Annotated in this window: 17 protein-coding genes, 1 pseudogene and 1 riboswitch; of the genes and pseudogenes, 10 read left to right on the forward strand and 8 right to left on the reverse strand. The window is 64.6% G+C overall.

Features of this window, described 5'->3' with window-relative positions:
- The 6 genes and pseudogenes from glmM to VFB18_RS00610 form a co-directional block, all read left to right on the forward strand.
- Window positions 1-145, forward strand: a pseudogene (gene glmM, locus VFB18_RS00585) (phosphoglucosamine mutase); the annotation flags it as partial.
- Window positions 146-327: 182 nt separating this feature from the next.
- Window positions 328-1,155, forward strand: a complete 828-nt coding sequence (locus tag VFB18_RS00590) for an outer membrane protein (RefSeq protein WP_324970333.1) — start codon at window positions 328-330, stop codon at window positions 1,153-1,155.
- Window positions 1,156-1,276: 121 nt separating this feature from the next.
- Window positions 1,277-2,452, forward strand: coding sequence for a phosphoserine transaminase (locus VFB18_RS00595; RefSeq protein ID WP_324970334.1), 1,176 nt, complete (start codon window positions 1,277-1,279; stop codon window positions 2,450-2,452).
- Between the two features lie 163 nt (window positions 2,453-2,615).
- Window positions 2,616-3,908 (forward strand): adenylosuccinate synthase, encoded by a 1,293-nt coding sequence (locus VFB18_RS00600; RefSeq protein WP_324970335.1) that lies wholly within the window; start codon window positions 2,616-2,618, stop codon window positions 3,906-3,908.
- Between the two features lie 10 nt (window positions 3,909-3,918).
- Entirely contained in the window at window positions 3,919-4,692 is a 774-nt protein-coding gene (locus VFB18_RS00605; protein WP_324970336.1) for an SDR family oxidoreductase, read from the forward strand.
- Between the two features lie 90 nt (window positions 4,693-4,782).
- Window positions 4,783-5,058 carry a hypothetical protein gene (locus VFB18_RS00610; protein ID WP_324970337.1) on the forward strand — a complete coding sequence of 92 codons (276 nt, stop codon included), beginning with the start codon at window positions 4,783-4,785 and terminating at the stop codon, window positions 5,056-5,058.
- Window positions 5,059-5,096: 38 nt separating this feature from the next.
- Here the strand turns inward: VFB18_RS00610 and VFB18_RS00615 are convergent, their stop codons facing one another.
- A complete protein-coding gene (locus VFB18_RS00615; protein ID WP_324970338.1) occupies window positions 5,097-6,458 on the reverse strand; it encodes an FAD-binding oxidoreductase in 1,362 nt (453 codons plus the stop codon).
- Window positions 6,459-6,688: 230 nt separating this feature from the next.
- Here VFB18_RS00615 and VFB18_RS00620 point away from each other — a divergent pair, with 230 nt between their 5' ends.
- Window positions 6,689-8,092 carry a flavin-containing monooxygenase gene (locus tag VFB18_RS00620; RefSeq protein ID WP_324970339.1) on the forward strand — a complete coding sequence of 468 codons (1,404 nt, stop codon included), beginning with the start codon at window positions 6,689-6,691 and terminating at the stop codon, window positions 8,090-8,092.
- 154 nt (window positions 8,093-8,246) lie between these two features.
- On the opposite strand, the gene uppP is transcribed toward VFB18_RS00620, so the two are convergent.
- The 5 genes from uppP to VFB18_RS00645 form a co-directional block, all read right to left on the reverse strand.
- Window positions 8,247-9,008 (reverse strand): undecaprenyl-diphosphatase UppP, encoded by a 762-nt coding sequence (gene uppP / locus VFB18_RS00625; protein ID WP_324970340.1) that lies wholly within the window; start codon window positions 9,006-9,008, stop codon window positions 8,247-8,249.
- Between the two features lie 70 nt (window positions 9,009-9,078).
- Window positions 9,079-10,641, reverse strand: coding sequence for an adenosine deaminase (locus VFB18_RS00630; protein WP_324970341.1), 1,563 nt, complete (start codon window positions 10,639-10,641; stop codon window positions 9,079-9,081).
- A gap of 138 nt (window positions 10,642-10,779) precedes the next feature.
- Window positions 10,780-11,019 carry a hypothetical protein gene (locus tag VFB18_RS00635; RefSeq protein WP_324970342.1) on the reverse strand — a complete coding sequence of 80 codons (240 nt, stop codon included), beginning with the start codon at window positions 11,017-11,019 and terminating at the stop codon, window positions 10,780-10,782.
- A 37-nt stretch (window positions 11,020-11,056) separates the two neighbouring features.
- The gene (locus VFB18_RS00640; protein WP_324970343.1) at window positions 11,057-11,854 is read right to left on the reverse strand and encodes a DUF4239 domain-containing protein; all 798 of its coding nucleotides are present in this window, start codon (window positions 11,852-11,854) and stop codon (window positions 11,057-11,059) included.
- Between the two features lie 223 nt (window positions 11,855-12,077).
- On the reverse strand, window positions 12,078-12,872 hold the full coding sequence (locus tag VFB18_RS00645) for an SDR family NAD(P)-dependent oxidoreductase (RefSeq protein ID WP_324970344.1): 795 nt from the start codon (window positions 12,870-12,872) through the stop codon (window positions 12,078-12,080).
- A gap of 293 nt (window positions 12,873-13,165) precedes the next feature.
- Between VFB18_RS00645 and VFB18_RS00650 the strand changes: the two genes are divergently transcribed.
- On the forward strand, window positions 13,166-13,441 hold the full coding sequence (locus VFB18_RS00650) for a hypothetical protein (protein ID WP_324970345.1): 276 nt from the start codon (window positions 13,166-13,168) through the stop codon (window positions 13,439-13,441).
- 142 nt (window positions 13,442-13,583) lie between these two features.
- Here VFB18_RS00650 and VFB18_RS00655 read toward each other — a convergent pair whose 3' ends face one another.
- Together VFB18_RS00655 and VFB18_RS00660 are read right to left on the reverse strand one after the other, a co-directional pair.
- Window positions 13,584-15,218: a DHA2 family efflux MFS transporter permease subunit gene (locus VFB18_RS00655; protein ID WP_324970346.1), complete on the reverse strand. Its 1,635-nt coding sequence runs from the start codon at window positions 15,216-15,218 to the stop codon at window positions 13,584-13,586.
- Complete coding sequence (locus VFB18_RS00660) at window positions 15,215-16,270, reverse strand: HlyD family secretion protein (RefSeq protein WP_324970347.1); 1,056 nt, start codon at window positions 16,268-16,270, stop codon at window positions 15,215-15,217. Before VFB18_RS00660 ends, VFB18_RS00655 begins: the two co-directional genes overlap by 4 nt.
- A gap of 241 nt (window positions 16,271-16,511) precedes the next feature.
- Between VFB18_RS00660 and VFB18_RS00665 the strand changes: the two genes are divergently transcribed.
- Both VFB18_RS00665 and VFB18_RS00670 read left to right on the forward strand, forming a co-directional pair.
- Complete coding sequence (locus VFB18_RS00665) at window positions 16,512-16,916, forward strand: hypothetical protein (RefSeq protein ID WP_324970348.1); 405 nt, start codon at window positions 16,512-16,514, stop codon at window positions 16,914-16,916.
- Window positions 16,917-16,977: 61 nt separating this feature from the next.
- Window positions 16,978-17,107: riboswitch (TPP riboswitch) on the forward strand.
- 67 nt (window positions 17,108-17,174) lie between these two features.
- Window positions 17,175-17,906 (forward strand): phosphomethylpyrimidine synthase ThiC (locus VFB18_RS00670; protein WP_324970349.1); only part of this gene is annotated, 732 nt, incomplete at its 3' end.

The raw sequence follows: 17,906 nt of genomic DNA on the forward strand, positions 1-17,906 counted from the left end.
CAAGCTCGGCAAGTCAGGGCGTCTCGTGATCCGGCCCTCGGGCACCGAGCCCGTGATTCGCGTCATGGCCGAAGGGGACGACGAGCGGCTGATCAAGACCGTGGTTTCCGACATCGTCCACGCGCTCACTGACGCGGCCGCCTAGCCCACGGTCATCTCGACCTAAAACGCAGCATCCTCAATGGCTTGAAGGGCCTGTGCCGCCACGGCCACAGGCTGATCCCGAACCGGAACGGCGGTTAGGGGTCCGTTAACCCTTGCCCTTCCATAGTCCCGAAATGAGACAGCCCAACGGTTGCAGAGGGCTGCAGTCAAGAGGGGACAGAGATGGGACAGACTCGCTCAATCATCATCGGACTTGCCCTGCTCCTGGGCCAGACGGGAGCGGCCGCGGCAGCAGATCTTGGCCTTCCGCCGCCCGCGCCTTGCGATGGTTGCGACAGCCCGTGGTACTTCAAGGGCTTTGTCGGCGCCGCCAACCCGCATGTCGACGACATTTCCAGCGAGCTTTTCCAGACCAACGACTTCCAGGTCTTCCACAACGACATCAAGAGCTCGCCCCTGTTCGGGCTCGGCATCGGCTACCAATTCAACAAGTGGCTGCGCTTCGATGTGACCGGCGAATATCGCGGGGACTCGACCTTCCTCGCCCAGGATCGCTATCCGGGCGCTGATGGAACATTCAACTCCCCACAGCCTGGGTTTAACCCCGGCACCAACGAACACACCGCCGACATCCAGAGCTGGGTCGGCTTGTTCAACGGCTATATCGATCTCGGCACCTGGCACTGCATCACGCCTTATGTCGGCGGCGGCGTCGGCTTCGCCTCGATCTCGGTCAACGGGCTGAAGGACGTGAACGTTCCCAACGCAAGCGTGTTCTACGCGCAGAGCAACACCGAGACGAACTTCGCCTGGGCGGTCTATGGCGGCCTCGCCTACGACGTGACGCCCTCGCTCACCCTCGATCTGTCCTATCGCTACACCGATCTCGGCGATGCGAGCAGCGGCCGGGTGACCGCCTTCGACAATTCGAGCTCGTACAAGAGCCTCAACATCAACAACATCACCTCCAACGACGTCATGCTCGGCGTGCGCTGGAAGTTCGGCTGCTGCGGCGCTGCCCCCGCTCCCATGCCGGTCGCCTTCAAATAAAGCCCAACCCACCACCCAAGACTGCGAGCCTTCAACCGCCCGTCTGAAAGCGACGGGCGGTTTCTTTTTCGCCCGCGGAGTTATCCTTGACCCGCCGCCGCCCAGGATTTATGCGGCGCTCATGACGACACTTGCAAAGCCTGGCCTTAGGCCCACGAATCCGCGCTTCTCCTCCGGCCCTTGCCCCAAGCATCCCGGCTGGTCGGTGGAGCGACTCAAAGGGGCGCTGGTCGGCCGCAATCACCGTCAGCCGGAGATTAAGGCGAGGCTCGAGCTTGCGATCACGAGGACGCGCGAGCTGCTCAAGCTTCCGGAAGGATACCTTGCCGCCATCGTGCCGGCCTCGGACACGGGCGCGGTCGAAATGGCGCTCTGGTCTCTGCTCGGTCCGCGTGGCGTAGACGTTCTCGCCTGGGAGGCGTTCAGCCGCGACTGGGTAACGGACATTGTCGAGCAGCTGAAGATCAAGAACGTGCGGGCGCTGCTCGCGCCTTACGGCGATCTGCCCGATCTCGGCCAAGTCGATTTCGACCGCGACGTGGTGTTCGCCTGGAACGGCACCACTTCGGGCGTGCGCGTGCCCGACGCCGCCTGGATTTCGGCGGACCGGCGCGGGCTTACCATTTGCGATGCGACCTCCGCCGTGTTCGCGCAAGAGATCGACTGGGAGAAGCTCGATGCCGCGACCTTCTCGTGGCAGAAGGTGCTGGGCGGCGAGGCGCAGCACGGCATCCTCATCCTCTCTCCGCGCGCCGTCGAGCGGCTGGAAAGCTGGACGCCGCCCTGGCCGCTTCCCAAACTGTTCCGCATGACCAAGCACGGCAGGCTGAACCGCGACCTGTTCGAAGGATCGACCATCAACACGCCGTCGATGCTCTGCCTCGAAGATTATCTCGATGCACTCGACTGGGTGGAGAGCGTCGGCGGCGTTGCCGGCACCATCGCGCGCTCGAACGAAAACGCCAAGATCATCGCCGATTGGGTCGCGCGCACCGCGTGGGTCGAGTTCCTCGCGCGTGTGCCCGAGACGCGCTCGAACACTTCGGCCTGTCTCAAGATCGTGGACCCAAAGGTGCTCGCGCTGCCGCTGGATCTCCGCGACGCGTTTCCGCGCCGGATGGCTCGGCTGCTCGATAGCGAAAACGTCGCCAAGGATATCGCGTCCTATCGCGACGCGCCGGCTGGGCTTCGCATCTGGACGGGGGCGACGGTCGAGGCTTCCGATCTTGAGGCGCTTCTGCTTTGGCTCGACTATGCGTTTGCGCACGGGAAGCAGGCGCTCGCCAAGGCCGCTTGAGAACGATTGCCGGAGCCGATCGCCGCAATGGTCTTGAAGTTGGGAGGCACGGCCGATAACGGCGCTCGCTTCTCGCGGACGAGGGCGCTATAAGGTGACACGGCCCCGCAACTGCGCGGGGCCGTTTCCGCGATTCGTTTCAAGGTTTTAGGAGACAGATCTCGTGGCCAATGTCGTGGTCGTCGGCTCGCAATGGGGCGACGAAGGCAAGGGCAAGATCGTCGATTGGCTGTCGGAGCGCGCCGATATCGTGGTGCGCTTTCAGGGCGGGCACAATGCCGGCCACACCCTCGTGGTGGACGGCACGACCTACAAGCTCTCGCTGCTCCCTTCCGGCGTCGTGCGCAAGGGCAAGTTGTCGGTGATCGGCAACGGCGTCGTGGTCGATCCGTGGGCGCTCGCCGAGGAGATCGCCAAGATCGAGAAGCTCGGCGTCACCATCTCCCGCGACAATCTCCGCATCGCCGAGAACGCGACGCTGATCCTGCCGCTGCACCGGGAGCTCGACGCGCTGCGCGAGGCGGCGGCCGGAGACGGCAAGATCGGCACCACCAAGCGCGGCATCGGACCGGCCTATGAGGACAAGGTCGGGCGGCGCGCGATCCGCGTCATGGATCTGCAGGACCTGCCGGCGCTGAGGCCCAAGATCGAGCGCATCCTTGCTCATCACAATGCACTGCGCAGAGGCCTGGGCGAGCCGGAAATCTCGGCTGACGAGCTGTGCAGTCAGCTCGCCGAGATCGCGCCAAAGATCCTGCCTTACGTCGATACGGTGTGGGCTCTGCTCGATGCTCAGCGCCGCCAGGGCAAACGCATCTTGTTCGAAGGGGCGCAAGGGGCGCTGCTCGACATCGATCACGGCACCTATCCTTTCGTCACGTCATCGAACACCGTGGCGGCGCAGGCGGCAACTGGCTCAGGGCTTGGACCCGGCTCGATCGGTTACGTGCTCGGCATCACCAAGGCCTACACCACGCGGGTAGGCGAGGGCCCCTTTCCGACCGAGCTCAAGGACGCAACCGGTAAGCTGATCGGCGAGCGCGGCGCCGAGTTCGGCACGGTGACGGGCAGGCCGAGGCGCTGCGGCTGGTTCGATGCCTGCCTCGTGCGCCAGACCCGCACCGTGGGCGGCATCGACGGCATCGCGCTCACCAAGCTCGACGTGCTCGACGAATTGCCCGAGCTCAAGATCTGCGTGGGCTACCGGCTCGACGGGCTGCCGCTCGACCATCTGCCGGCGGCGCAAGATGCGCAGGCGCGCGTCGAGCCGATCTACGAGACGATGGAAGGCTGGACACAATCGACGCGCGGGGCACGCTCCTGGGCCGAGCTTCCCGCCCAATGCATCAAATATGTGCGGCGGCTTGAGGAGCTGATCGGGGCGCCGGTGGCGCTGCTCTCGACCAGCCCGAAGCGCGAGGACACCATCCTCGTGCGCGACCCGTTCGCAGATTGAGGACCGCACCGTGGCGGGGGCGAAATATCCCTGGAAGGTGGCGTGGATCACCGGCGCCTCGGGCGCCATCTGCGGCGAGATTGCGCGGAGGCTCGCCGCGGCAGGCGTCACCATCGCCGCGACGGCGCGGCCGGGCGGAAAGCTCGATCAGCTCGCGGCAGGCGGCGAGGGCATCAAGGCCTATCCCGCCGACGTGCTCAGGCCCGATGAACTCAAGGCTACGGTCGCCAAGATCGAAAGTGCGCTCGGGCCAATCGACCTCGCTCTGCTCGGCGCCGGCATGTACGCGCCGTTCGACATCCGCAACATCGATCTCGACGGCTTTCATCGCTCGATGGCGCTCAACGTCGACGGCGTCATCAACGCGGTCGCCGCCGCGCTGCCGTCGATGCTCGCGCGCAAATCCGGCCACATCGCCATCATGGGCTCGCTGTTCGGCTATGCCGGCTGGCCCGAGAACGGAAGCTACGGCGCGAGCAAGGCGGCGGTGATCAATCTCGCCGAGAGCCTCAAGCTCGAACTGGAAGGGACCGGGGTCGCCGTCACCATCATCAATCCGGGCTTTGTCGACACGCCGCTCAATGCCGCCTACGATCCCAAGAAGAAGCTCTATGTGATGAGCAAGGAGCGGTGCGCGCGGAAGATTCTGGAGAAGCTCGGTGGAAAGCCCTACGAGATCGCCTTCCCGACGCAGGTGGAGCTGTTCTTGAAGACGGTACGCTCCCTGCCTCGCGCGCTGTCCTTCCCGCTCATCCGCTGGTTCGCGCGGATGATGCAAGGCTAAGCGCGAGCCCGCGTTAGGCGGCTTTTGCTACAAAGAATTTTGCTTCAAAATAAACTGCCGAGGCGGGTGGGCTCACCAATGGAGGAGCACATGAGACTGACGCTTTCTGTCATCGGCATCTCGGCGGTGCTTATCGCCTCAACTATAAGCGTCGCCAACTCGGCCGAACGGAAGGGCACAACTTTGACCCCGAATGCCCCCAAAAAACTGACGATCAAGACGCTGACGGATTCCGAGTGCGAAAAGCTGGGGTGTAAGGTCCATCTCGACTCGAGCTGCAAAACGGATTTTGGCGACGGAATTGCGCACACCGGGCATAAGTGCGTGTGCTCGTCCGGATCAAGCTGCATCGACAAAGCCGGGTGACGAAGTAAATCGCGATCGGCGCAATGCGCCGTGCCGCCCTACGACAGCAGCTCGCGGAAATAGGAATCGAGCAGGCGGTCCTTCGGGTCGGCCTGCTTGCGGATCGCGGCGAAATGCTGAAGGCGCGGGCCGAAGGCGCGTCTCACCTGCTCGCGGGTCAGGAACGGCGTCTGGTTGAACAGGGGGACGCCGCGCCTCTCGCTACAGAACTCGTTGTAATGGCGCAGGAATTCCTCCCATTCCGGGCCTCCGGTCGAGGCCGGGTCGATCGACAGAGTGGGCCCTTCCCAGCTATAGGAAAACAGCGCCTCGACGTCGCGGCCGATGGCGTAGCCGACGCTCGGCAGGTCGCAGCGATAGCCGGTCTGCCGCTCATAGGCGAGGCAGAAGTTGCAATACTCCTCGAGGATGTCGAAGAAGCCGCCCTCGCGGAACGCCCACATGCTGAACAGATATTTGTTGGCGCCGGGGTCGCGCGGATAGTTGATGATCTGGGCGTGCGGCCAGGTGCGGTCGCTGCGCACGACGAAGACGAGCGCCTGCCGCAGCAGGAAGAAATGAATCTTGTCGGCGATGGCGCGGAGCTTCGGGTTCTTGGTGCTGCGCTGGATCCACAGCGTGACGGCGGGCCCATATTTGCGCCAGAAGCGATTGCGGTAGACCCAACGGTAGCGCGAATTGGGCTGAGCCTCGGGATTGTCCTTGCGCAGCTCGACCAGCACGCGCCGCACATAGGGAAAGATGTAATACATCACGGCGAAGCCGCGAGCTTTGTAGATCGGGAAGTAGCGGCGGAAATTCTCCAGGCTCAGCGAATAGTGGCGCACGGAAAGCGCAGTCGTCGGCTTCACTTTCAGCGTCACCTCGTAGACGATGCCGAGCAGCCCGTAGCTCGAGCGGATGATTTGCATCTCCTTCGGATGGTCGCGCTCGTTGATCTCGCGGAGCTTGCCGTCGGGGGTGACGAGGCGCACGGCGGTGACGTAGGAGCTCACCTGGCCGAAGCCGCCCACGAAGGATGAATCCTTGGTGGCGGCGGTCGCCATCGCCCCCAGCGTCACATTGCCGATCTCGGTCGTGACGTAGGGCTGGAGGCCGCGCTCCTTCAGCGCATTGGCAAGAACGATATAGGTCACCCCGGCCTCGACCGTCACCGTATCGCCGGTGAAGTGGAGGATGCGGTTCATCGCCTTCATGTCGACCATGGTGCCGCCGTCGTCGCCGTTCACGCGCGCGGTCGAGTGCATCGAGCCCGCCGGGCGGACGGGGGCGGGGAAGCGCACCTCGTCGACCATGATTTCGACGATGTCTTCGGCGCTTTCCGGAGTGGCGATCACCTTCGGCTTATAAGTCCAGGTCCCGTCCCAGGACGTGATGGTGACGTCGCGCTTGATGTCCATAAACTTCCCTCAACGCACGGTGGGCGACAGACCATAAAGCAAAGTGCGGCCAAATCCAGGGACCTCGTGCCATCGAAAGGACGCCCCAGGCGCCATGGTTTGACCCAGATCAACGAAGATCAATGCGGCGGGCGGCTGCGGCGGGCAAGCGATGTTAATGGGTTGAACGGCGCGTGCCGGGATGCTTAGGTCGAGGCGATCAAGCTTCCGGACAGGCCGGAAAGCGCGCCTTGAGGCGCATCAAGAGGTTCAGGGACTTGAAGCGATACTGCATCATCGGGGCGGGGGCGAGCGGCCTCGCCGTGGTCAAGACGTTCGCCGAATGGGGCATCCCATTCGATTGCTTCGAGGCGCTCGGCGACGTGGGCGGCATCTGGAATCCGGAAAGTCCGCACGTGGTCTATGGCTCGACCTATCTCAACTCATCGAAGAAGCTCTCGCGCTACCCCGATTTCCACTTTCCCGAGGAATGGGCGCCGTACGCGAGCCGGGCCCAGGCGCAGTCCTATCTGCGGGCCTACGCCAAGGAGTTCGGCCTCTACCCCCTGATCAGTTTCAACAAGCGCGTGACGAGCGCCGAACGCACGCCGAATGGCTGGCGGATCAAGATCGAGGGGGAGAGCACGCCGAGGCTGTATGACGGCCTCATCGTCGCCAACGGCCACCATTGGCATCCCAAGGTGCCGACCTATCCGGGGCATTTCGACGGCGAGATGCTGCACTCCCACGATGTGAAGTCAAAGGAGCAGCTCAAAGGCAAGCGCGTGCTCGTGGTCGGGGCGGGGAACTCGGCGGTCGACATCCTCTCCGACGCCGCGATCGAGAACGGCCGCGTCGTGCATTCGATGCGCCGTACCTACTATTTCTTCCCCAAGACCGTGTTCGGCAAGCCCACCGACGTGTTCATCGACTACACCAGCCGCATCCCGCTGCCGCGCAAGTTGATGCGGCTGTTCTATCGCTGGGGCATGCGCATCGTGGTCGGCCCGCATCACCGCTTCGGGCTCGAGCGGCCGGATCACGACCTGTTCGAGGCGCATCCCACCGCGTGCAACACCTATCTCGATCACCTCGTGCACGGGCGCACGGTGGTGAAGCCCGGCATCGAGCGGCTCGATGGCAAACGCGTCATCTTCACCGACGGCAGCGCCGAGGAAGTCGACCTTCTCGTGTGGGCGACCGGGTTCACGCCGACCTTCCCGTTCATGGACTCGTCCTACATTCTCGACGAGCAGGGCCGGTCGAAGCTCTTTATCCATACCTTCGACCGCGAGTTCGACGATTTCTTCGTGGTCGGTCTGTTCGAACCGGCCGAGGGCGGGGTATGGCAGATCGCCGATTATCAGGCGCGGCTGATCGCCTGCTTCATCGCCGCGCTCGAGCGGGACCCCAAGCGTGCGGCCTGGTTCCGGGCGCTTAAGGCAAGGGCCAACCCCGATATCGGCCACGGCATTCGCTGGCAGGATACTCCCTGGCACCGGTTCGAGATCCAGCACTACCGCTTCCGCCGATATATGCGGCGCCTGATCCGGAAGTTCGGCGCACCGGCCGAGGTGCCGGAGGAAGAGGTGCGCACCATGCAGGCCGCCGAGGCCGATGCGCCCGCCGACGCGAAGCTCAAGCTCGCCTCTTAGAGGCGGAGCAGCACAATCACAACGTCATGCCCGGCCTCGAGCCGGGCATCCAGAATAAGCGGCCGCCGAGCCGGTGGCCTCCGGATCGCCGGGCCAGGCCCGGCGATGACGTGAGTGCTTTGTAAACGGAGGCCTCAAGAACGTCTTCGCGACCTCACAGGAAGGCGAAGGCGGCGGCGATGAGGATGCGGTAGATGCCGAAGGGAATGAAGGTGTTGGTGCGCACATAGGCGAGCAGGAACTTGATGGCGATGAGCGCGACCACGAAGGAGGAGACGAAGCCCGCGGCGAGCACGCCGAATTCCCCAGGCACGAAGGTCGCGGCGTTCTTGTAGAGATCGTAGAGCGTCGCGGCGAGCATGGTCGGCACGGCGAGCAGGAAGGAAAACTCGACGATCGTCGCGCGCGACAGTCCGAGAATGAGGCCGCCGATGATGGTGGCTCCGGCGCGCGACACGCCGGGGATCATCGAGATGCTCTGGAACAGGCCGATGCCCACACACTTCGCGTAGGGGATCGCCTCGACATCGGCCACGGCGTCGTCGCTTTCGCGATGCAAGAGCTCGAATACGATCAGCAGGACGCCGCCTAGGAACAGCGCCCATAGCACGATCCCCTCGCTGTCCATCAGATAATTCTTCACCACTTTGTAAAGGGCGAAGCCGATCACCCCGGTCGGGATGAAGGCGGTGATCACGCGGGCAAGCACCTGGGGATTCAGGAACTTCCGCCAGTAGAGCAGGATCACCGAAAGGATGGCGCCGAGCTGGATGGCGATTTCGAAGCTCTTCTGGAACTCGGTCTGCTCGAGCCCGAGCAGCCGGCTTGCCAGAATGAGATGGGCCGTGGAGGAGATGGGTAGAAACTCGGTGAATCCCTCAACCACACCGAGAATGATGCTTTGGAGCAGCGTCATGGCGCTGGTTCAAGCCAGGAGTCGGGGGATCTGTCGCCGTGACGAAGAGCCACAGTCGGCCACCCGCCCATCACCGCCCGGCCTCGAAGGCGGCGAAGCGCCCCTCGAGCTCCCATTGCTCGCTCGCCTTCTGGCTCCCTTTGAGGAAGGCGGTGCATGAGGCCGAAGGCGCCGGGGCGCCGGGTGTGTCGTTCCGGCAATCGGGAGCAAGCCGCTGGAAGGCGGCGCCGTCCCACAGGCTCGCGCCCGGCAGGAAGGAATATTCCAGGCTGTTGCGCACGATCTGCTTGAGATCGGCGTAAGTGGCGCCGTAGTCCTCGACCGCACGCACATATTCGTTGGTGAGGTCGGTGCGCTCGATGCCCTCGTCGTCGGTCGATAGCGCGACCGGCACGGCCAATTTTCGGTAGAGCGGAAACGGATGCCGCTTGCCGCTCACGCCGAGGACGTCGGCGTTGCTGGTCAAGTTGATCTCGACCAGGATGCCTTTGTCGGCCATCTTTTTCATCAGCGCCAAGGGGTCGTCCTCGTACATGATGTCGGTCCCGTGCCCGATACGGTCGGCGTTGGCCTGTTCGACCGCCATGCGGATGTGGCAGCAGAGGCCCTCGGGCGAGACGAGGCCCGGCGCAAGCTCCCCGGCATGAAGGCTGACATGGACGTTCGGATAGATCTCGCGCAGGAAGGCGATCATGCGCATGTGCTCGGCATAGTCGGCCATCGAACCGTGAGTGTCTTCAATGCCGACGAGATTGACGCCGACCACGCGCGGATCGGCCGAGGCGAGCTCGAAGCCGAATAGGGCGGCGGCGAAGACGAGCTCCTTCGGCGCGTTGCGGAACACCTGATAGATGAAGCGCACCTCGACCTTGCAGGCCGGCGCTTCGCTGGCGGTGCCGCATTGCTCGCGCGCTCTGCGCGTCGCGTCCATCGCGTCCCAAAACTCCTTTCCCGCCGGGATGTCTTGCGTGAGGCCCTTGGCGAGCAGCGCCTCGCGGAGAGAACCGAGGTCCTCCCGCCAGGCGACGTCCTTGGTGATGGTGTTGAGACGGTTCCAGGTCGGGGTCGCCATCACCTCGAGATATTGAACGTTTTGGCGCGCGGCGCGGGCGGCGACCTCGTCGAGCCACTCGCCAAGGTGGCGCGGATCGGTGCCGCCGAACTTGATGAAGGCTTCGAAGAAATGATCGTGACCGGTCACGCCGTCGGAGGGCACGAAGCCGCGCATGGAGAAAGAGTCGATCAGGCTGTTGTAGAGGGACTGGTTGGTGTGGACCGACGACGCTGGCACGTCGCCCTGCTCGCACACCGGCTGCCACTCGGCCCCCGAAAAGACCGGCTGCGACTTGGTGAAGGCCTTGGAGACGGGATCGACGCAAAGGCCGTCCTCGATGCCCGCCGCGATATGCGACTCGGCGTAGGCCGCGCCGGTCAGGTGCAGATGAAGGTCGGCGCCCTTCGGCATGCGCAGGAGAAAATCGCGCAGGAGAAGCGGCTCCGAGCGGACGCTCTCCAGATCCCGGGCAGTGCGCTCTGCGCCGGAGGCCTGCTCCGCCGCAGCTGCGACATGAGCGGCGGCGAGACCGGCGAGAGCAAAGCACAAGGCCGTGGCAAATGCGGCGCGAAAACTCAACGAGCGGCGCATAACCTTAAAAGCCGAGTTTCACCCCGGCCCCTCGATCAGCTCATGACGGCGAGACCTTGCCACAACTCGCGTCAGGCTGCGACAACGCTCATCCGAGCGTTTACTGTAGTGGTTTGCCGAAGAATTTCAGGGCCGCATCGCCCACGCTCTGGTGGATTGCATGGCGGTCGACGCCGGGCGCGTCGATGCAAGCTTCGGGAAACTCGTCGCGGGCCTCTCATCGCATTCATTGACCAAGACCTCGTGATCGACGTCGGCGGGGATCGCCACGAGCTCGGCGCCGGGAATGCGCTCAGCGGCGAACGCGGCGTTCTTCGCTCGCGGGGCTTGCGTGTCGCGCGCGCCAACGGTGATTAGACTGGGCACATCGCCGCCGCCAGCGCGGTCGCCGCAGCGTGCTTGGCTAAGGACTGGGGGCGGCGGACCTCACGGTTGTCATCACCTGATCCAACAGCTCATGCCCGACCGAGATCTCTCCGGTGAACGGGCGGCTGTAGCAGCCGACCAGCAGGATCGACATGGCCACACCGGTGGCGAACAGCGTCAGGGCGATGGCGCAGGTGGCGCGGTTGTCGCTATGGACCATGGCGATGGCGACCAGGGTGCACAGCGCTTGAAGCAAGAGCCCGCTCCATTTGATTCGGCTCACGCTCGACCGGCTGGTGATGATGCGCTGGCGGCGCGCGTCGAGCGCCTTCTCGAGATTCGTGACGATCGCACTCTGAGCCAATTTTTGACCGTCATTGCTGGGCGAGAGCGCGAGCGTGGCCGTAAGCGCGTCGAGCAAATGGACCGGAACCGAGGCAAGCGAGAGTTTCTGGCGCGCCATCTCGGGCCACTCCTGATTGACCGCCGTGTCGATATGCTGATCGACAAAGGCACGGAGCCGCGCCTCCTGCTCGGCAGGAAAGCTCCCAGCCAGCAGGATCACCGCGCGCAGCGCGCTCGCCTCGTTGACGACCGCGATCTTGGCCTTCTCGAAATCGGTCCACACTTGGGCGGCGATGAAGCCGACGAGGAGACCGAAAATGATGCCGAGCGGCGGCAGCATGCCCGGCGACAGGCCTTTGAAGGCGCGGGCCCGCTCGCCGCGCGCAAGTCCGGTGATCACGGCGAAGATGACCGCCGCACAGAGATATGTGGCGGTGAAAATGATGAGCGCCATCCAGATTGGAGGCCGATTGAGCAGCCAGTCGATCATTTGCCCCTCCTCCTACGGTTTCCGTCCGCATCACCGGCGCTACTGTAGATCGCGCGGGATGTCCTCGCGCCACGGCGCGTCCGCACGACACGCCCGTCCCAATCGATGGTGCGCGTCACCGAAGGCGGATAAGGACGCGACGAGACGCAGGCCGAGCATGCCAGCTGATTGCATTCGCAAGGCTCTGCCATCGGTCGAGTGTCCCTCGAAAATGTTGCGGTGGTCAGGCGGAAGATTTCGGTGTGGCGCGGCGAAGCCCGCGCGCCACAAGCTGCGGCGCAAGCGCGTTGAGAAGAAAGAGTGCACGAAAGACGGCCGGCTTTACCACGGTTCGTTTACGCGCCTCGATGCCGGCGAAGATCGCCTCCGCCGCGTCTTCCGGGGTGAGCATCGGCGCAAGGAGCGGGTTCGCCTTCGGTGCGCGCTCGCGGCTCCCCGGATTGTGCTCCCAGTAGGGGCTCTCGACCATACCCAGCACGACAAGGGTCACGCTGAGGCCTTTCCCCTTGGCTTCGCTGCGGAGCGCCTCGGTGAAGCCCGCGAGCGCATGGCGGGCGGAGATGTAGGCGGCGGCGTTCGGCCAGGCGATGAAGGAGCCCGGAGAGGTGATGCAGGCGATCGCGCCGCTCCGTCTTTCGAGCATCTTGGGCAAGAAGGCGCGGGTCAGATTGAAGGCCGCAAGATACGGCACCTCGATCATGGCGCGCGCGTCCTCAGCGCTGGTGTCGACGATCGGCAGCCAGCGGCCGGCGCCGGCATTGTTGATGAGGATATCGGGGATGCCCGCCTCGCGCGCGATCCGGGCGCTCGCCTCCGCCACCGCCGCGGCGTCGGCCAGGTCGATGGGGTAGGAGGCTGCCGTCCCGCCCGCTTTGCGGACAGCCTCGGCCACCCGGTCGAGGCGCTCCTCATTGCGCGCGAGCAAGAGAACATGCGCTCCGGTTGCGCCGTAGCGCCGGGCCGTCGCCGCGCCAATTCCGCTCGAAGCGCCGGTGATCAGCACGAGCTTTGCCGTCATGCGCGTCCCTCTCATCTTTGTGACACGACAACCACAGAGCTTGCCATTTTTTCGCCCGATTCATTTTCGGCAAGCACTGTGGCACAAAGGCTACAGGCCGTGAGAACCCTGAACCGGCGGTTGCGAGCCCTCTGGCGAGCCTTCTCCCTCCCGCGATAAGCTTAACGCATCTTCGCTTTGCTGATGGAGGCGTTCCGATGACGTCGTTTGTGCGCGGTTTGGCGTTGGCATTGACAGCGGCGGGACTTTGCGCGGCCCAAAGCGCACCGGCCACGGCGGGAGGGTGTGTCGGCTTGGCCGGCACCGCCGACGGCTTCGACAAGGAAACAGCGGTCAGTCGCGCGCAGCTCGCTCTTGCCGATTACATCAAGGAATACAAGGCGCAAAAGCATCTCGGTTCGGTGACCGTGACCGCCCAGCGCGCGGAGCCTCAGCCCTATTGGCGTCCCTATGTCAGCGACAACATGTACTGGCACCCGGACATCGTGAACGCGAAGTCCTACACCATCTGCTGGCAGGGCGTGGTGTCCCCGTTTGTCTGCACCTCGGGCGCAAAGATCTGCTGGTAGCCTGCTACGTCGGTTCCCTGACGTGTCATGCCCGGCCGTGAGCGGGGCCATCCAGGGGCCGCAATCACTTAGCGAGCGCCAACTGGATCGCCGAGTCAGCCCGGCGATGACGCCTTCTTGTTCCGTGAGACGCGGAAGCCCCCTAGTGGGCCGGGACGAGCGAGACGCTCTTCGGCCGGGTCATCAGGAACAACAGGGGGATGATCCCGAGCGTGACGATGCCGATGAACCAGAACAAATCGTTGAAGGCGAGGATCTGCGCCTGACGCGCGATCTCGTAGGTGACGAGAAGCGGCGCCTGCGGCGAATAAGGGTTGAGCCCATACTGGCCGAGATAGGGTAGAAGCGCCGGGTTGTACGGGTTGATGTGCGCCGTGAGCTCGTTCCAGTGAACCTGCGTCTGGCGCACGAACAGCCAGCTCACTACGGCGATGCCGGCGGAGCCGCCGATGCCGCGCATGAGCGCGTACACGCCTGAGGCCTCGTCATATTGCGCCTTGTTGATGTTGGCGAAGGCGGCCGCGGTCAGCGGCACGAAGAACAGGCCGGTGCCGATGCCCGACCAGATGCCGGGCGTGGCGATGCCCCAATAGTCGGTATAGAGCGAATAGTGGGACATCAGGAAACAGCCGAGCGCGGTGAGCACGAGCCCGGCCGCCACGAGATAGCGCGCGTCGAACATCCGGATCAGGATGCTGCCGGTGACGGCGAGAGTAATCGCGCTGACGACGGCACGGGGGATGAACAGCGTGCCGGCCGTGGCGGGCGGATAGCCAAGCAGCCTCTGGCTGAAGAGCGGCATCAGCGCCATCCACCCGAACAGGCTGATGCCGTAGGCGGTGATGGCAAGCGTGCCGGCGACGAAGTTGCGGTCCCTTAACAGCGTCAGATCGATGATGTTGTCGGGCTTGTTCCACCCGCGCAGGAAGAATGCGGCGGTGGCGAATACCGATACGATGCTGACGGCGACGATGACGCGCGAGTTGAACCAGTCGCGCATTTCGCCCTGATCGAGCACGAATTGCAGGGCGCCGACGGCGACGACGAGAAGCGCCATGCCCAACCAGTCGGTCTTGATCTCCTTGATGGCGCGCTGCGGCAAATAGCCGATCGAGAGCAAGAGCGCCACCATGCCGAGCGGCACGTTGATGTAGAACACCATGCGCCAGGAATAGGTCTCGGTCAGGTAGCCGCCCAGAACCGGGCCGAATACCGGCGCCACCATGATGCCGAGCCCGAAGATGGCGAGCGCCTGGCCGTGGCGCTCGCGCGGGAACACGTCGAGCAGGATGGCCTGGCTGAGCGGCACGAGCGGAGCGCCGCAGATGCCTTGGGCGAGGCGAAAAACGACCATGCTCTCGAGATTCCACGCCATGCCGCACAGAACCGACGAGAGCACGAAGCCGGAAATTGCCATAAGCAGGAGCCGCCGCCGTCCGAGCCAGGCGGAGAGATAGCCGGTGAGCGGCATCACCACGGCGGCCGAGACCAGGTAAGAGGTGAGCACCCAGGTGATCTGATCGGAGGTGGCGCCGAAAGCGCCCAACATATGCGGGATCGCCACGTTGACGATGGTAATGTCGAGCACCTCGAGCACCGCGGTGAGCACGACGGCGAAGACGAGTGGGATCGGCGGCCGGCCGGCATGATGCATGGGCGGCGGAGGCGGCGTCTCGGCCGGAGGCGGCGGCGGAGCCGCTACGACGGGAGGCGGCGGTGGCGCGGCGGACGTCTTTCGCTTCCGTCCGCCTTTGCGTCCGCGCTTCTCCTCAGTCATTTCGCCCCTTGCTCAGGCTGCGAGGTCGTGTCGATGGTCACGGAGGAGCTCGCGCCTAAGCGCAGCGGCTTGTTGGGATCAGGCGCGGTCGCGATCTTGACGCGAACCGGGAAACGCTGCGTGACCTTGACCCAGTTGCCGGTCGCGTTCTCGGGCGGAAGCACCGAGAAGCTCGCGCCGGAGCCCGCGCTGATGCTGTCGACGACGCCGTCGAGCGTGAGTCCCGGATACATGTCGATGGTGATGGTGGCCTTCTGTCCCGGCCTGATGCGCGCGAGATCGGTCTCCTTGAAATTCGCATCGACCCACCACTCGCCGTCCTCCACGATGGCGAAGAGCGGCGTCCCCGCCTGCACGATGGCGCCGGGTCGCAGGCTCATGTTGGTGATCCAGCCGCTCCCCGGCGCGGTGACGTGCGTCTGCACCCGGTCGTGCGTCGCCTTGTCGAGCTGGGCCGCGGCCGAGCGCAATTGCGTGGTCGGCGTGGTCACGGTGATCTTGGCGTCCTGCGCCTTGGCGAACGCGGCTTCGGCATCGTCGAAGGCCTGCAGCGCCTCGTGCCAGCTCTTGAGCGCGGCAGTGGTCGCCTCCGACGGCGCCTCGCCCGGCTTCTCAGCGTCCTTGGCGGCGCGGTATTTGCCGATCGCGTCTTCCAGCGCCGCGCGCTTCTGCTCGAGCGTGTCGGCGGCGGATTTCAACGCATCGGCGGCGGTGCCTGCGGCCGAGGCCGCAGCGTCGAACTGCGCGCGCGCATTGCGCAGAGCCGCGTCGTAGAGCGTGGCGTCGAGATCGAACAGGGGATCGCCGTTCGCCACCTTCTCGTCGTCCTGCACATAAACATGGGCGACGACGCCGTTGATCTGCGGCGCAACCCTGACCACGTCGGCGCCGGTATAGGCATTGTCGGTCGAGGGATAGATTGTGGTATGCCGCCAATAGAGCAGCACCCCGCCGATCGTCGCCGCCAGCACAACGAATAGCGCGATCCAGCGCCACGAGGCGGCGTTCGTCTTGGCGCGAACGGGCGTGGTGGTCGAAGCGTCCTGATTCACGTGTCTCTGTACCTCGGTTCGAGCGCGGGATTAGGGCCTGATAGGGGCTCCCTGGGGGTCCGCCAATCAAGGTGAAGCACGGCAGAATGATGACGAGGCTTAAACTTTATGCGCCATCGGGGCAAGAAGTCCCGTGCCGGGCTCGGATTTGCCGGCGGTCCCGGGCGGCGAAGATCGCGCCGCGCAGGGGTTTTCATGGGAAGACTTACAAAAACCCTAAAAGTTCCGAGGGGAGGTCAAAATGACATCATCGAGATACATTGCCCGGCTGATGGGGCCGGTCCTCGTTGCCATCGGCATTGGTATGGTCGTGGGCATCGTTACGGACGGAGAGGGATATCTTGTGCTGATGAAGGAGTTCCTGGGCTCCAGAGCGCTGATCTTTCTCACGGCCGTGCTCACGCTGGTGGCGGGGCTCGCCATCGTGAACGCTCATAATCTCTGGGTTCCGGACTGGCGCCTGGTGGTGACGGTGCTCGGCTGGCTGTTCATCCTTCGCGGCGTCTTCGCCCTCGTCTTGCCGGCCTTGGTGCAGCATCTCGGCGAGGAAGTGATTGCGGGGCATAGCGGGATCATTGCCGGCGCCGCCGTGACGCTTGCCCTCGGCGCGTTCCTCTCCGTCATGGGCTACCGGAAGGAACCTTAGGGCGGAGCTTGAGCCCCGTCTTCCTCACCGTTTGACACGCGGGCCCGAGCGCCTACACTGGCTTCGTTCCAAGGGGAGCCCCGGGCAGGGGCTGAGAGTTCGTTGCCCTCGCTTCGCGGCGAGGCCGGAACGGAGACCCTTCGAACCTGATCCGGGTCATGCCGGCGAAGGGACTGGAACTCATCTTCCCCACGCCATTTGACCCGAGTCGTTCCTCAGCCGGAGGACGCCTGGCGCGCTCGATTGGGAGTGAAGACGATGAACAAGCCGATTTCGCCGAAGGACGTCGCAACGCCCAAGGTCACGACCGGGCCGTTGGCGGGAAGCCGCAAGGTCTATTCATCGCCGCAAGGCCATCCCGATCTTGCCGTGCCGTTCCGCGAGATCGCGCTCAGCGGGGGCGAGCCACCCTTCCGCGTCTACGACACGTCGGGTCCTTACACCGACGCGGCCGCCGCGATCGACGTGAGGCGCGGGCTCCCGCCGCTCCGCGCGCCCTGGATCGCGGCGCGGGCCGGGCAGGGGCTCGTCACGCAGCTCGAACTCGCGCGCGCCGGCATCATCACCAGGGAGATGGTCTATATCGCCCACCGCGAGAATCTCGGCCGGGCGCGCGCGGCGGAAGAGGCCGAGGCGCGGCTTAAGGACGGCGAGAGCTTCGGCGCGAGCCTGCCTGCGTTCGTCACGCCGGAGTTCGTGCGCGAGGAAGTGGCGCGCGGGCGCGCCATCATCCCGGCAAATATCAATCACCCCGAATCCGAGCCGATGATCATCGGCAGGAACTTCGCGACCAAGATCAACGCCAATATCGGCAACTCGGCCGTCACCTCTTCCATCGAGGAGGAGGTCGAGAAGATGGTGTGGGCGATCCGCTGGGGCGCCGACACCGTCATGGACCTCTCCACCGGCAAGAACATCCACGAGACGCGAGAGTGGATCGTCAGGAATGCGCCGGTGCCGATCGGCACCGTGCCGATCTACCAGGCGCTC

Source organism: Methyloceanibacter sp. (genome assembly GCF_035650995.1).
Lineage (GTDB): Bacteria > Pseudomonadota > Alphaproteobacteria > Rhizobiales > Methyloligellaceae > Methyloceanibacter.